This is a genomic window from Bradyrhizobium semiaridum, assembly GCF_020329505.1.
Lineage (GTDB): Bacteria > Pseudomonadota > Alphaproteobacteria > Rhizobiales > Xanthobacteraceae > Bradyrhizobium > Bradyrhizobium semiaridum.
Window position 1 is genome coordinate 38,586 of the sequence record NZ_JAGKJJ010000047.1, and the last position, 13,273, is coordinate 51,858.

Here is a 13,273-nt window from a genome sequence, read left to right on the forward strand (position 1 = left end):
CCGGCGCGCGATCGCAATGCCGCCGCAAGGGAGAGATCGAGATGTCCCAACGCAATCGTTTGATGGTCCTGCTCGCCGCCGCCGGCATGCTGTTCGCGGCGACGGCGCAGGCGCAGGATTATCCGACCAAGCCGATCACGCTGATCGTGCCGTGGCCGGCGGGCGGCTCGACCGACATCTCGATGCGCGCGATCGCCGAGAGCGCCTCCAAGGTGCTGGGCCAGCCGATCACGATCGACAACAAGGCGGGCGGCGGCGGCACCGTCGGCCCCGCCACCATGGCCGCGGGCGCCAAGCCCGACGGCTACACCATCTCGCAGATCCCCATCACCGTGTTCCGCCTGCCTTTGATGCAGGAAGTGTCGTGGGATCCGTCGAAGGACTTCTCCTACATCATCCACCTCACCGGCTACACCTTCGGTGTCACCACCAGCGCCGAATCGCCGTTCAAGAGCTGGCAGGACGTGGTCGATTTCGCCAAGAAGAACCCCGGCAAGGTAACCTACGCGACGCCGGGCACCGGCACCTCGCTGCATATCGGCATGGAGCAGATCGCCGCGATGGCCGGCATCAAGCTCACCCAGGTGCCCTTCAAGGGCGGCGCGGAGACCAACGCCGCAGTGCTCGGCCAGCACACCATGCTGCAGGCCGATTCCACCGGCTGGCGGCCGCTGGTCGACGCCGGAAAGCTCAAGCTCCTGATGGTGTGGACCGGCGCGCGCTCGCCGAACTACCCCGACGTGCCGACGCTGAAGGAACTCGGCTATCCCATGGTCTACGACTCGCCGTTCGGCATCGCCGGCCCCAAGGGCATGGACCCCAAGATCGTCGCCAAGCTGCACGACGCCTTCAAGAAGGCGGTCGAGGATCCGGCGGTGATCGCGACGCTCGCCAAGTACGACATGGTGCCGAACTACAAGAACACCGAGGACTACAAGAAGTTCGTCGTCGAGGTGACCGAGTCCGAGCGCAAGGTGATCGACACGCTCGGCCTGGCGAAGAAGTAGCGAGCCGCCAGCGGCTGTCCGCCATCCGCGTCATTGCGAGGAGCGCAGCGACGAAGCAATCATCCTTCCGCATATGCGGTGACAATGGATTGCTTCGCTTCGCTCGCAATGACGGGGATGGGCTAATGGCCAACCTTGGCGATCTGACAATGCGACAAGCGATTTCGAAAGCATTCCCATGAGCGACCAAACCAACGTCAAACTCCGTCTCGATAACTCCGAGCTCTGGGGCGGGCTAATCGGGCTTGCGCTCGGCCTCTTCGTGATCTGGTCGGGCCTGAAGCTGAAGCTCGGCACCATCAACGATCCCGGCTCCGGCTATGTGCTGTTCTACACCGGCATCCTGATGTGCCTGTTCGCGGCCAGCATCATCATCGCCGCGGTCACCGAAGGCGGCCCGAGCTTCGCCTCGCGCTGGGAGAATGCGCGCTGGGGCAAGCCGGTGCTGGTCATCGTCTGCCTGACCGCATTCGCCCTTGCGCTGGAGCCGCTCGGCTTCCTGCTGTCGGCGATTCCACTGATGCTGCTGTTGCTGCGCCTGATCGATCCGGTGCGCTGGACGGTGGCGATCCCGATCTCCATCCTGGCGCCTACAGGAATGTGGTGGGTGCTGAAGCACCTGCTAGCCATTCAACTGCCGAATGGCATGTTCGAGATCGGCTGAGCGCGCGCCATGGATACTCTTGCCAACGTCGTCCACGGCCTCGGCGTCGCACTGCTGCCGGTCAATTTGCTCTACTGCTTCATCGGCGTGTTCATCGGCACGCTGGTCGGCGTGCTGCCCGGCATCGGCCCGATCTCGGCGATGTCGCTGCTGCTGCCGGTGACGCTGTCGGGCACGCCCGAGTCCGGCATCATCATGATGGCCGGCATCTATTACGGCTCGATGTATGGCGGCTCGACCACGTCGATCCTGGTCAATATTCCCGGCGAGGCCGCCTCGGTTGTCACCTGCATCGACGGTCACCAGATGGCCAAGCAGGGCCGCGCCGGCCCCGCGCTCGGCATCGCCGCTTTCGGCTCGTTCATCGCCGGCACTTTCTCTCTGGTTGCCCTGATGCTGGTCGCGCCATCGCTTGCAAGCATCGCGATCGCGTTCGGGCCGGCCGAATATTTCAGCCTGATGGTGCTCGGCCTCGTGGTGCTGACCTTCCTCACGCAGGGCTCGATGGCGAAAGCGCTGCTGATGGCCTGCATCGGCGTCGTGCTCGGCCTGGTCGGGCTCGACAGCATCACCGCGCAGCCGCGGCTCACCTTCGGTCGGATCGAGCTGATCGACGGCATCGGCCTCGTGCCTGTGGTGATGGGCCTGTTCGGCGTCGCCGAGGTGCTGCTCAACACCGAGCAGGCGATCAAACGCGACATCATCAACACCAGGATCACCCAACTGCTGCCCAACCGGGAAGACTGGAAAGCGAGCGCGGGGCCGGTGTCGCGCGGCACCCTGCTCGGCTTCTTCCTCGGCATCCTGCCGGGAGGTGGCGCCGTGGTGGCCTCGTTCGCGTCCTATGCGCTGGAGAAGCGGCTGTCGAAACATCCCGAGCGCTTCGGCCACGGCGCGATCGAGGGCGTCGCGGGACCGGAAGCGGCCAACAATTCCGCGGCCGGCGGCGCCTTCATCCCGCTGATGACGCTCGGCATCCCGCCGAACGTGGTGATGGCACTGTTGCTCGGCGCCTTCGTGATCCACGGCCTGCAGCCGGGACCGCTCATGATCTCGCAGAACCCCGGCCTGTTCTGGGGCATCGTCGCCAGCATGTATATCGGCAACCTCATGCTGCTGGTGCTCAATCTGCCGATGATCGGCATGTGGGTGCAGCTGCTGCGATTGCCCTACAATGTGCTGTTCCCGCTGATCATCCTGTTCACGATCATCGGCGTCTATTGCTCCAGCAACAACGTGTTCGACGTCTATGTCATGATCGCGTTCGGCGTGATCGGCTATTTCATGCGCAAGCTCGGCTACGAGCCGGCGCCGCTGGTGCTGGCCTTCGTGCTGGGACCGATGCTGGAGAACAATCTGCGCAAGTCGCTGATCCTCTCGCAGGGCAATCTCATGACCTTCGTGGAACGGCCGATCTCCGCGGTCTGCCTCGCCTTCGCCGCGATGCTGCTGATCGGCCCGCTGCTGCCGGCGCTGCGCAAGAAGCGCGAGCTGGTGGCACTGGACGAGGGGGCGTAGCGCGTGGGCTGCGGCCGCATTGGCAATCTCCTCCCTCGCCCGCTCTTGCGGGGAGAGTTGGGTGAGGGACTGCTTCGGCGTACAAGGTGAGAGCGGGACTCGCGGAGGCTCCCCGCACGCGGGGAGAGGCGAAGCAAGCGGCGCCGCCTCAACCCAACTTCCCGCCCCGTCCGTTCTTCGGCGCCTGTGCCATCGCGCGGGCCAGCACCTGGGCTTCCTTTTTCAGCATGTCGGCGAGCTCGCTTTCACGGCGGCGGATGCGGTCGCTGGCGGCGCCGATCGATAGCGCGGCGACCACCTCGCCGGTCTCGTCGCGGACGGGGACGCCGACGCCGCCCATGCCGGGAAACGCGGCGTCGATCAGCACGGTATGTCCGGCCTTACGCGCACTGATGATCTTCTCGCGCAGGAATTTCGGCGTGATCCGCGGCGACTTGGCGAGGCGCGGCACGATCACCTCGATCACGGCTTCGATCTCGGCGTCCGGCAGCCAGACCAGCAGCGCCAGCGCGCCGGCGCCAACGCCGAGCGGGCGGCGGCTGCCGATCTGCAGATAGTTTGGTTGCAACGGGTTGCTGCCGACCGAGCGCGCCAGATACAGCGCCTCGACGCCCGAGCGCACCGACAGCAGCGCCGTGTCGGCGGAGCGCTCGGACAATCGCAGCAGGCTCGGCTGCGCCAACTCGGCGATGTCGACCGAGCGGCGCGCGCCGACCGCCATCACCCGCGCCTCCTGGCCGAGCTCGTAGGTCTTGGCGCCGGAGACCCGGCTGACGAAGCCTTCCTCGATCAGGGAATTGAGAATGCGCAGCGTGGTCGCCTTGTTCAGCGAGGTCGCATCGGCGATGTCGGTGAGCCGAAGCGGCGAGCGCTGCGCCAGCACGCGCAGCACCGCGCAGACCTTCTGGATCGCGTTGAACTTGTCGGGCTGGCCGCCCTCCGACGGCGCCCGCTTCCGGGCCGCCCGTGCGGTCGCAGTCGTGGACGCGTTCATGCCTGCCCTCAATCGCAAATCGTGATCAGCCACCATCCTAGAGCGGATGGTGGCGACGAAACATCGTATACTTTCGTCAGGTGAAACTTTGATTTCAACTATCTGCGCTGCTCTGCAGCAATGCAATGCAGCACTTTTCGTGACGCGAAATCCGCTAATTTGCCTACGCCAGCCGCAGCCTGCGGATCGTCACCAGCGTGCCGAGACTGAAGATGCAGACAGCGCTGAGGTAATAAGGAGGCGCGAGCTCGCCGATCAATGCAAAGCCGCCCATCCAGGTCATGATCGCCGGCCCCATCCCGCCGAACAAGGTGACACCGATATTGTAGCTGAGGCCTAGCCCGGTGGCCCGCGTCGCCGGCGGAAACAGTTCCGACATCAGCGCGGCCAGCGGCCCGTAATACAGCGACTTGAGGACGCCGAGCCAGAGCACGCCGAGCAGGATGATGATCGGCGTCGGCTTGCCGGTCAGCATCAGGAACGCGGGGAAGATCGACACCAGCAGCAGCAGCGCGAAGATGATCATGTGCGTGGTGCGCCCGATCCGATCGGAGACCATGCCGGCGATCGGTGCCAGGATCGCGACCGCGGTCTGCGCGACCAGCGACGCGATGAACCCGACCGATGGCGCGAGATTCAGCGTCTTCACCACATAGGTCGGCATGTAGACGATCAGGTAGTTGACCGCGGTCGACACCGCGAGCGCGCCGATCGCCAGAATCGTGGCAAGCTTCTGCCGCGCGAATACTTCCCTGACCGGCGATTCCTGCTTGCCGGCCGGCGGCGGCGTGGCGTCCTCGACATGGTTGCGGATATAGAGGCCGACCGGGCCGATCAGCACACCGAACAGGAACGGCAGCCGCCAGCCCCAGGATTGCAGATCGTCCGCGCTCATCAGCGTGGTCAGCAGCGCGCCGAAGCCGGCGCCTAGCAGCCCGCTGACGCCCTGGCTCGCGAACTGCCAACTCGCCACGAAGCCGCGCCGCTCCGGCATGTGCTCGACCAGGAATGCGGTCGATGACCCGAACTCGCCGCCGGCGGAAAAGCCCTGCACCAGCCGCGCCAGGATTACCGCGACCGGCGCCACGATGCCGATGCTCTGATACGTCGGCATCACCGCCAGCACCAGCGTGCCGAGCGTCATCAGCACGATCGAGAGCATCAGCGAGGCCTTGCGGCCGTGACGGTCGGCATAGGCGCCGAGCAAGACGCCGCCGAGCGGGCGGATCATGAACGACAGGCCGAAGCTACCGAAGGTCAGCAACAGCGAGGTGGTCGGATCGTTGGCCGGAAAGAACGCCTTGGAGAGGTAGACCGCAAAATAGGCATAGACCGAGATGTCGTACCATTCGAGCGCATTGCCGACCGAAGTGGCGACGATCAGGCGGGTGACGTTTTTCTTGGCGGCGATGTCGGCCTGGCCGTTGATGGGCGTCGATAGTGTCATTGAGTTTCCTTGGCCATATCTTCCCCGCGCGTCCCGCCGTCGGCGTCACTTCCGTGGCGTCTCGCCGAGATCCCAGAACAGGCCGGCCATGATGGTCAGCGCCTCCTCTGTCACCGGCAGCAGGATGTGCTCGTCGGGGGCGTGCTGCGAGCAGCCCGGATAGGAGTGCGGCACCCAGATCGTCGGCAGACCGAGCCCTTCGGAGAACACGTCGTTCGGCAGCGAGCCGCCGAAATTCGGCAGCACCGCGGGCGCCTTGCCGGTGGTGGTGCGGATCGAGTTTGCCGCCCAGTCGATCCACGGGCTGTCCATGTCGGTGCGCGAGGCGCCAAAGCGCTGCGCGCCTGAAACTTCGACCGTCGGAAAACCGTTGCTGTGCAGATAGTCGCGCACCGCGTCGATCACTTCGAGATAGCGCGTGCCGACCACGAAGCGGAGCTGCAGCACGGCGTTCGCCTTGCCAGGGATCGCATTCGCCGGCTTGTCGATATTGCCCGACGACATCGCCAGCACTTCAAGCGTGTTCCAGGCATAGAGCCGCTCGGCTGCCGTCAGACCCTCCTCGCCCCAATCCTCGGCGAGCTGCGGTTCGTCCGCCGACGGTTCGATCTTGACGTCGGCGAGCGCGGCGCGGACGCGGTTGGAGATCGGCGGGGGTTTCAGGATCTCGAGCTTCATGCGGCCCTTGCCGTCGACCAGCGCCGCGATCGCATTGCACAGGATGGTCGCAGGATTGGCGAGCACGCCGCCCCAATTGCCGGAATGGTTGCCGCCCTCGCGCAAATTGACGTCGAGATGGATGCGGTTGCCGCCGCGGCAACCGAGGAAGATGGTCGGCCGCTCGGCCGACAGCCGCGGCCCGTCGGAGGCGATGAATACGTCGGCTTTCAGCTCGTCGCGATGCGCCTCGCAGACCTCGCGCAGATCTGGTGAGCCGATCTCCTCGCCGGTCTCGATGATGAATTTTGCGTTAAAGCCGAGCTTGCCGCCGCGCGCCTGCTTCACCGCGCGCAGCGCCGCCATGTTGATCGAGTGCTGGCCCTTGTTGTCGGCGGTGCCGCGGCCGTAGATGCGGTCGCCCTTGACGGTGGTCTGCCAGGGATTGAGGTTGTCGCGCCATTCGCCGACCATGCCGTCGACGACGTCGCCATGACCGTAGGTCAGCACGGTCGGCCGTGCGGGGTCTTCCTGGTAATCGGCGATCAGATAAGGCCCGCGGCCGGTCGGCGATTCGATCAGGCGGGTCTTGAAATCGAGCTCGGCGAAGGCCGGTTGCAAATTCTCGGTCAGATAGGCGCGCAGCGCGTCGGCCTTGTCGGCATTCAGGCTCTCGGTCTGGTAGCCGACCCTGCGGTTCAGGTCCTGGAGGAACTGTCCCGATTGAAAATGCTCTCGCACGTTTGCGATTGCGTCGGCGCGTGTCGCCATGATTGTCCCCTCGAAGATGTCTAGATGGCATGATCTTTCTCGGAGAACCGCGTCGCACTTTTCCGGATCATGCCGCGGCGGCAACCTATCGGGATCGGATCGCGGCCGGAAGGGCAGGAAATGCTGATAGCCCTTGCCAAAACGTGGGAAGTCGCAACAAGTTGACGGGAGAAGCCCGGCATTCGACCGGGCATCAATTGAAGCGGCGCTCAGGGTTTCGACGATGACAAAGCAGATCCGGCTCAACGCCTTTGCCATGAACTGCGTGGCGCATCAGTCGCCGGGGCTGTGGACCCATCCGCGCGACCGCACCAAGGACTACAACACGCTCGGCTATTGGACTGACCTCGCCAAGACCCTGGAACGCGGCCGGTTCGACGGCCTGTTCCTCGCCGACGTGCTCGGCGTCTACGACGTCTATGCGAACAGTCCGGATGCCGCGCTGCGCAATGCGGCGCAGACGCCGGCCAACGAGCCGTTGATGCTGATCCCGGCGATGGCCGCGGTGACGCAAAATCTCGGCTTCGGCGTCACCAGCAATCTCTCCTTCGAGCCGCCCTACCCGTTCGCACGGCGGATGTCGACGCTCGACCATCTCACCGGCGGCCGGGTCGGCTGGAACGTGGTGACCGGCTATCTCGACTCGGCCGCGCGCGGCGCCGGCAAGGACAAGCAGACCGCGCATGACGACCGGTACGAGCTCGCCGACGAGTATATGGAGCTGGTCTACAAGCTCTGGGAAGGCAGCTGGGAGGACGACGCCGCGATCCGCGACGTCGCGCGCGGCATCTTCACCGATCCGAGCAAGGTGCATCCGGTGCACCACGAGGGCAAGAACTACCGGCTCAACGCGATCCATCTCTCCGAACCGTCGCCGCAGCGCACGCCGGTGCTCTACCAGGCCGGCACCTCGCCGCGCGGCCGGCAGTTCGCCGCCGAGCACGCCGAATGCGTCTTCATGTCGGGACCGTCGGCCAAGGTGATCGGCCCGCGGGTCTCGGCGATCCGCGAACTCGCGGCCGAGAAGGGCCGCAACCCGGCCGAGATCCTGATGTTCTCGATGATGTGCATCGTGGTTGCGCCGACCGAGGCGGAAGCAAAAGCAAAGTACGCCGAGTATCGCAGCCATGTCAGCCATGAGGGCGCGCTGGCGCTGATGTCGGGCTGGACCGGCGTCGATCTCGCCCGGCGATTTCGAGGATATCGCCGACATGCTGGTTCCGGAACTGGTCAAGCGCGGCCGGTACAAGACGGAGTATGCCAAGGGCACGCTGCGGGAGAAGCTGTTCGGCGCGGGGCGCGCGAGGCTGGATGCGACGCATCCGGGGAGCCGATATCGGGTGAAGAGAGATGGGGCGGAGTGATCCCAATCCCTGAGAGGGTGTGAAGCTTTGTCCTCACCCACCGCTGTCATTGCACGGCCTGTGCAACTGCGCACATAGACCGGGCGATCCAGTACGCCGCGGCCTATCGGCGAGCTCTTGCGAGCCTCGAAGGATGCACGGCCCGGCTGGTGGCCGTCGACCCTTCGAGGGCCGCTGAAGAAGCGGCCACCTCAGGGTGACGGGGATAGGTTGAGCGCGTATCAGACGGCTAATTCACCGAATTACTCACCACCACCTCGATCAGCTTCGCACCGGGGCGGCTGAACGCGGACTGCATCACGCCCTTCAGCTCCTGCGGGTCGGTGACCTTGATCGCCTCCAGCCCGAGCGATTTTGCCACGCCGGTGAAATCGACCGGCGGATCGGTGAAATCCATGCCGACGTAATGGTCGTCGCCATGGAAGGCGAGCAGGCGCTGCTTGATGATGCGGTAGCCGCCATTGTTGACGATGACGAAGGTCAGCGGCAGCTTGTGGTTGGCGGCGGTCCATAGCGACTGGATCGAATACATCGAGGACCCGTCGCCCGAATAGCACACCACCGGCCGCTGCGGATTGGCGAGGCTGACGCCGACCGCGGCCGGCAGGCCCCAGCCGATGCCACCGGAGGCCAGCGCGTGGTAGCCGTAGCGGTCGCGGTGCGGGCGCAGGCCGAGGATCTGGCGCGATGAGGTCAGGCCCTCGTCGACCAGGATCGCGTGATCAGGCATCGCCTCGACGACCTGCAGCGCCAGCCAGTCCGGATCGATCGGCGCTGTGTGGCTGGCCTTCGCGATATGCTCGACCAGCGCCTTGCGCTTCGCCGCCCAGTTCTTCGACGCCAGCGCCGCGATCCCGTGCTTCGCGCGCGTCTCCAGCGCGCCGCCGCCGGCCTCGCGCAGCGCGGGCACCAGCGCGCGCAGCGTTTCCTTCACATCGGCCTTCACCGCGATTTCGGCGCCATAATTCTTCGCGAGATCGCTGTCGACCAGCCCGACCTGCACGATCGACAAATCGTCCGGCAGCGGATCGACCTCGCTATAGACCGACATCCGCAACGGATCGCCGCCGACCGCGATCAACAGATCATGCGGCGCCAGTACGTCGCGCGCGACCTTCTGCAGCCGCGCGATCGCGCCCATGAAGCACGGGCTTTCGGACAGGAAATGCGCGCCGTAGGGCGTCGGCGATTGCCAGGCCGGGCAGCCCAGCGTCTCCGCAAGATCGGCCGCCTCGCGCAGCGCGTCGCTCTTGACGATCTCGTCGCCGACGACGATCACCGGTCGCTCCGCTTTCAGGATGCGCGCGGCGAGCGCCTTCAGCGAATCCTCCGACGGCCTGACGCGCGTATCGACGCGGGTGGAGCGACCGAGCTCGATGCCGGCCTCGGAATTGAGAATGTCGCCGGGCAGCGAGATGAACACCGGCCCGGTTGGCGGCGTGGTCGCGATCTTCGCCGCGCGGCGCACGATCCGCGGCAGGTCCTCCAGCCGCGTCACCTCGACCGCCCACTTCACCAGCGGGGTCGCCATCTGCACCAGCGGGCCATAGAGCACCGGCTCGGTCAGGCCGTGGCCCTGCTCCTGCTGGCCGGCGGTGAGGATCAGCGGCGTGCCGGTGAAGCTCGCGTTGTAGAGCGAGCCCATCGCATTGCCGAGACCGGGCGCAACATGGACGTTGCAGGCGACCAGCTTGCCGGAGGCGCGGCTGAAGCCGTCGGCCATCGCGACCACCAGGCTCTCCTGCATCGCCATCACATAAGTGAGATCGGGATGATCCTTCAGCGCGTGCATGATCGGCAGTTCGGTGGTGCCGGGATTGCCGAACAGATGGGTGACGCCCTCGTCCTTCAGCAGCGCCAGAAACGCCGAGCGGCCGGTAATGCGGTTCTTCATGTTTCCTCCTGACACGCCGGAGCGTGGCCGACGAGACGCGGCAGATGATCAAAGTTGCGCAGCCGGAGCAATCGAGCGCGCGGTCATGGCTGCATTCCACAGGCGCGCGCCTGATCCGCATCATCGTTCCCGCCGCCATGAAGCGGCGCGAACATCCCGCCTGCGCGGCCGTCGCAGGGGTGCGCTGCCAAAATGTCGAAAAACAACCCCATGCAAAGGAGCCGGCTGCCGGGCGCTCGACAAAGCGACTTGACACGTCGGGCAACTCAGGAGTATTTTTCCAAAATTCAGAAACCGTGCAGATGTCCTTGCTTCACCCCCCTCCGGGACAGGTGAAACGCGTCCGCCGGTCGGCTCGGAACCAGGCCGTTCAGAACATTCCCTCGCGATCCCCGCGCTTCTTCCTTTTCGAGCGCTGCCAGACCACGCCGGGATAGCCCTTCAGCGGCACCAGCGGCTCACCGGTGTAGGCCCATTCCTGCAGTTCCTCGATCGCGATGTGATAGAGCGGCTGGCGGCCGGTGCGGCCCGAGAACAGCGCGCGGGGGATGTTGACCATGTGCGGCGAGCGGGCGCGCTCATAGGCGATCGGCGTGCCGCAATTGGCGCAGAAGCTGCGCACGGTCTTGCTCGCGGCGTCCTCGTAGCGCGACAGCTCGTCCTGCCCCTGCGTGATGCGAAAGCGCTTGCGCCAGCTGCCGACATAGGTCGCATATGCCGCGCCATGGGCGCGGCGGCTGGCGGAGGTGTGGTCGTGCCACGCCCAGCGCGCGGGAACGTCGATCTCGAAGCGAATCTTTCCGCACAGGCAGTGGCCCGCCGCGGGTTTTGCGAGGGCGACGGGTTTTGGTTTTTTGGCCGGCGAGAACTCGACGTCGTCCGGAAACATGGGGGTCTCCCCGATGTGCTGGTTGAACTATCGTAGCCCGGATGCCGCGAAGCGTAATCCGGGGTGCGGTCGATCTCCCGATGCAAAGGCCCCGGATTTCGCTACGCTGCATCCGGGCTACGAAGCTTCGTTCGCAATGACGCGGAGGGAACCCCCGTAGCCTGGATGAGCGAAGCGACATCCGGGACGGTCGATCCGCAGATGCAATGGTCCCGGATGTCGCTTCGCTCATCCGGCTACGAAGCTACGAAAACCTACGCCTGTGCCAGTTCGTCGTGTACGGGATAGTCCGTGTAGCCCTTCTCCTCGCCGCCGTAGAACGTCGCGCGGTTGTACGGCGTCAGCGGATAGCCGCGCTGCAGGCGGCGCGGCAGATCCGGGTTGGAGATGAAGTAGCGGCCGAAGGCGATGGCATCGGCGTGGCCTTCGGCGATCGCGCTCGCGGCACTGTCGCCGACGAAGTTGCCGGCGGTCATCAGCACGCCGCTCCACATCGGACGATACAGCACCATCGCCGACGGCACGTTCTTCCAGTCGACGTCGGCGCGGCCGGTGCCGGAGGCGCGCGGCTCGATGAAATGCAGATAGGCGAGCCCGAGCTTGTCGAGCGAAGTGATGGCGTGGCTGTACAGCGGCATCGGGTCGGCCTCGCCGCTGCCATTGGCGATGCCGAACGGCGACAGCCGGACGCCGACGCGGTCGGCGCCCCAGACGTCGATCACGGCCCGCGTCACCTCCATCAGGAAGCGGACGCGGTTCTCGATCGAACCGCCATACTGGTCGGTCCGCACATTGCTGCGCGACTGCAGGAACTGCTCGATCAGATAGCCATTGGCGCCGTGGATCTCGACGCCGTCGAAGCCGGCGGCCAGCGCGTTCTTGGCGCCCTGGCGATAAGCCTCGACCATCAGCGGAACTTCATCCGTCTCGAGCGCGCGCGGCGTTTCGTACTCGACCACCTTGCCGTCCGCCGTCATCGCCTTGAACTCGGGCGCGATCGCCACCGCCGAGGGTGCCACCGGCAGCGCGCCATCCGGCTGGAACGAGGAGTGCGACACGCGACCGACGTGCCAGAGTTGCAGGAAGATCAGCCCGCCCTTGGCGTGCACGGCGTTCACCACCTCGCGCCAGCCCGCGATCTGGGTCTCGGTATAGATGCCGGGAACGCCGGGATTGCCGAAGCCGGTCGCGACCACAGGCGAGGCCTCCGCGATCAAGAGCCCGCCGGGCGTGGCGCGCTGGGCGTAATATTCCGCATTGAGCGGCCGCGGTGCGAGGCTCGGCCGTGCCGCCCGCATTCGGGTCAGCGGCGCCATCACGACGCGATGCTTGAGTTCATAGGGACCGATCTTGAGCGGAGAGAACAGCGACGGAGGATTCATGCCTACCCCGAATATTCCATGTGGTTTCCGGTGATGTAACGGGTTCATCTTGTTCGTAAAAGCGGTTAGTGGCAATCTCATCACCAGATGCGCGAGAGCAATCCCTCCATGCCGAAACCGAGCGCCAGATCGCTCCCCTCCCTCAGCGTCCGCATCGATCTCGATGCCGAGGACAGGATCGGACCGGGCAAGATCCTGCTGCTGGAAAACATCCGAGAATGCGGCTCGATCTCGGCCGCCGGCCGCGCCATGGACATGAGCTACAAGCGCGCCTGGGATCTCGTCGACGAGATCAACCGGATTTGCCGGCAGGCCGCGGTGGAACGGCAGACCGGCGGCAAGAACGGCGGCGGCGCGGTGCTGACCCCGTTCGGCCTCTCACTGGTGGCACGCTACCGGAAAATCGAACGCGACGCCGCGACCGCGGTGCGCAAGGATTTGGAGGCACTGCGCAGCGATATCGGCAGGCCGAAAAAGGCTGCGGGGCGGTAGACGCGAACGCGGCGGCCTGGGGCCGCCATTTTGGTTTCGACCAATCGTTAGCCAAGAAATGACTCGAAGTGCGCCCTCGCCCCGCTCTTGCGGGGAGAGGGTTGGGGTGAGGGGCATCTCTCTCCATGAGCACGCCGACGGTTGGACCTGTATCCCCTCACCCGGATTGCATCTGCAATGCAATCCGACCTCTC

General features: G+C 65.5%; 11 protein-coding genes. 5 read left to right on the top strand and 6 right to left on the bottom strand.

From position 1 onward, the window contains the following. Nucleotides 1–41 precede the first annotated feature (41 nt). The 3 genes from J6500_RS30420 to J6500_RS30430 all read left to right on the top strand — a co-directional run bounded on the left by J6500_RS30420 (nt 42) and on the right by J6500_RS30430 (nt 3,189). Entirely contained in the window at nt 42–1,007 is a 966-nt protein-coding gene (locus J6500_RS30420; protein WP_376707877.1) for a Bug family tripartite tricarboxylate transporter substrate binding protein, read from the top strand. Between the two features lie 178 nt (nt 1,008–1,185). After that, on the top strand, nt 1,186–1,671 hold the full coding sequence (locus J6500_RS30425; RefSeq protein WP_225716391.1) for a tripartite tricarboxylate transporter TctB family protein: 486 nt from the start codon (nt 1,186–1,188) through the stop codon (nt 1,669–1,671). Between the two features lie 9 nt (nt 1,672–1,680). Then, nucleotides 1,681–3,189 carry a tripartite tricarboxylate transporter permease gene (locus J6500_RS30430; RefSeq protein WP_225716392.1) on the top strand — a complete coding sequence of 503 codons (1,509 nt, stop codon included), beginning with the start codon at nt 1,681–1,683 and terminating at the stop codon, nt 3,187–3,189. A gap of 148 nt (nt 3,190–3,337) precedes the next feature. Here the strand turns inward: J6500_RS30430 and J6500_RS30435 are convergent, their stop codons facing one another. The 3 genes from J6500_RS30435 to J6500_RS30445 form a co-directional block, all read right to left on the bottom strand. After that, nucleotides 3,338–4,183, bottom strand: a complete 846-nt coding sequence (locus J6500_RS30435) for an IclR family transcriptional regulator (protein ID WP_225716393.1) — start codon at nt 4,181–4,183, stop codon at nt 3,338–3,340. A gap of 163 nt (nt 4,184–4,346) precedes the next feature. Then, on the bottom strand, nt 4,347–5,630 hold the full coding sequence (locus J6500_RS30440) for an MFS transporter (protein ID WP_225716394.1): 1,284 nt from the start codon (nt 5,628–5,630) through the stop codon (nt 4,347–4,349). A 45-nt stretch (nt 5,631–5,675) separates the two neighbouring features. Next, a complete protein-coding gene (locus tag J6500_RS30445; RefSeq protein ID WP_225716395.1) occupies nt 5,676–7,058 on the bottom strand; it encodes a M20 family metallopeptidase in 1,383 nt (460 codons plus the stop codon). Nucleotides 7,059–7,281: 223 nt separating this feature from the next. Here J6500_RS30445 and J6500_RS30450 point away from each other — a divergent pair, with 223 nt between their 5' ends. Then, a complete protein-coding gene (locus J6500_RS30450; RefSeq protein ID WP_225716396.1) occupies nt 7,282–8,445 on the top strand; it encodes an NtaA/DmoA family FMN-dependent monooxygenase in 1,164 nt (387 codons plus the stop codon). 206 nt (nt 8,446–8,651) lie between these two features. Here the strand turns inward: J6500_RS30450 and J6500_RS30455 are convergent, their stop codons facing one another. The 3 genes from J6500_RS30455 to J6500_RS30465 form a co-directional block, all read right to left on the bottom strand. Next, a complete protein-coding gene (locus tag J6500_RS30455) occupies nt 8,652–10,316 on the bottom strand; it encodes a thiamine pyrophosphate-binding protein (protein ID WP_225716397.1) in 1,665 nt (554 codons plus the stop codon). Nucleotides 10,317–10,686: 370 nt separating this feature from the next. Continuing rightward, the gene (locus tag J6500_RS30460; protein WP_225716398.1) at nt 10,687–11,205 is read right to left on the bottom strand and encodes a GFA family protein; all 519 of its coding nucleotides are present in this window, start codon (nt 11,203–11,205) and stop codon (nt 10,687–10,689) included. Nucleotides 11,206–11,459: 254 nt separating this feature from the next. Further along, nucleotides 11,460–12,587 (bottom strand): alkene reductase, encoded by a 1,128-nt coding sequence (locus J6500_RS30465; RefSeq protein WP_225716399.1) that lies wholly within the window; start codon nt 12,585–12,587, stop codon nt 11,460–11,462. A 108-nt stretch (nt 12,588–12,695) separates the two neighbouring features. Here J6500_RS30465 and J6500_RS30470 point away from each other — a divergent pair, with 108 nt between their 5' ends. Then, entirely contained in the window at nt 12,696–13,079 is a 384-nt protein-coding gene (locus J6500_RS30470; RefSeq protein WP_211988121.1) for a winged helix-turn-helix domain-containing protein, read from the top strand. Nucleotides 13,080–13,273 lie beyond the last annotated feature (194 nt).

What these genes read in the sequence shown, in the direction of transcription:
- J6500_RS30420 (WP_376707877.1), top strand. Translation starts at nt 42, where the DNA reads ATGTCCCAACGCAATCGTTTGATGGTCCTGCTCGCCGCCGCCGGCATG.
- J6500_RS30425 (WP_225716391.1), top strand. Translation starts at nt 1,186, where the DNA reads ATGAGCGACCAAACCAACGTCAAACTCCGTCTCGATAACTCCGAGCTC.
- J6500_RS30430 (WP_225716392.1), top strand. Translation starts at nt 1,681, where the DNA reads ATGGATACTCTTGCCAACGTCGTCCACGGCCTCGGCGTCGCACTGCTG.
- J6500_RS30435 (WP_225716393.1), bottom strand. Translation starts at nt 4,183, where the DNA reads ATGAACGCGTCCACGACTGCGACCGCACGGGCGGCCCGGAAGCGGGCG.
- J6500_RS30440 (WP_225716394.1), bottom strand. Translation starts at nt 5,630, where the DNA reads ATGACACTATCGACGCCCATCAACGGCCAGGCCGACATCGCCGCCAAG.
- J6500_RS30445 (WP_225716395.1), bottom strand. Translation starts at nt 7,058, where the DNA reads ATGGCGACACGCGCCGACGCAATCGCAAACGTGCGAGAGCATTTTCAA.
- J6500_RS30450 (WP_225716396.1), top strand. Translation starts at nt 7,282, where the DNA reads ATGACAAAGCAGATCCGGCTCAACGCCTTTGCCATGAACTGCGTGGCG.
- J6500_RS30455 (WP_225716397.1), bottom strand. Translation starts at nt 10,316, where the DNA reads ATGAAGAACCGCATTACCGGCCGCTCGGCGTTTCTGGCGCTGCTGAAG.
- J6500_RS30460 (WP_225716398.1), bottom strand. Translation starts at nt 11,205, where the DNA reads ATGTTTCCGGACGACGTCGAGTTCTCGCCGGCCAAAAAACCAAAACCC.
- J6500_RS30465 (WP_225716399.1), bottom strand. Translation starts at nt 12,587, where the DNA reads ATGAATCCTCCGTCGCTGTTCTCTCCGCTCAAGATCGGTCCCTATGAA.
- J6500_RS30470 (WP_211988121.1), top strand. Translation starts at nt 12,696, where the DNA reads ATGCCGAAACCGAGCGCCAGATCGCTCCCCTCCCTCAGCGTCCGCATC.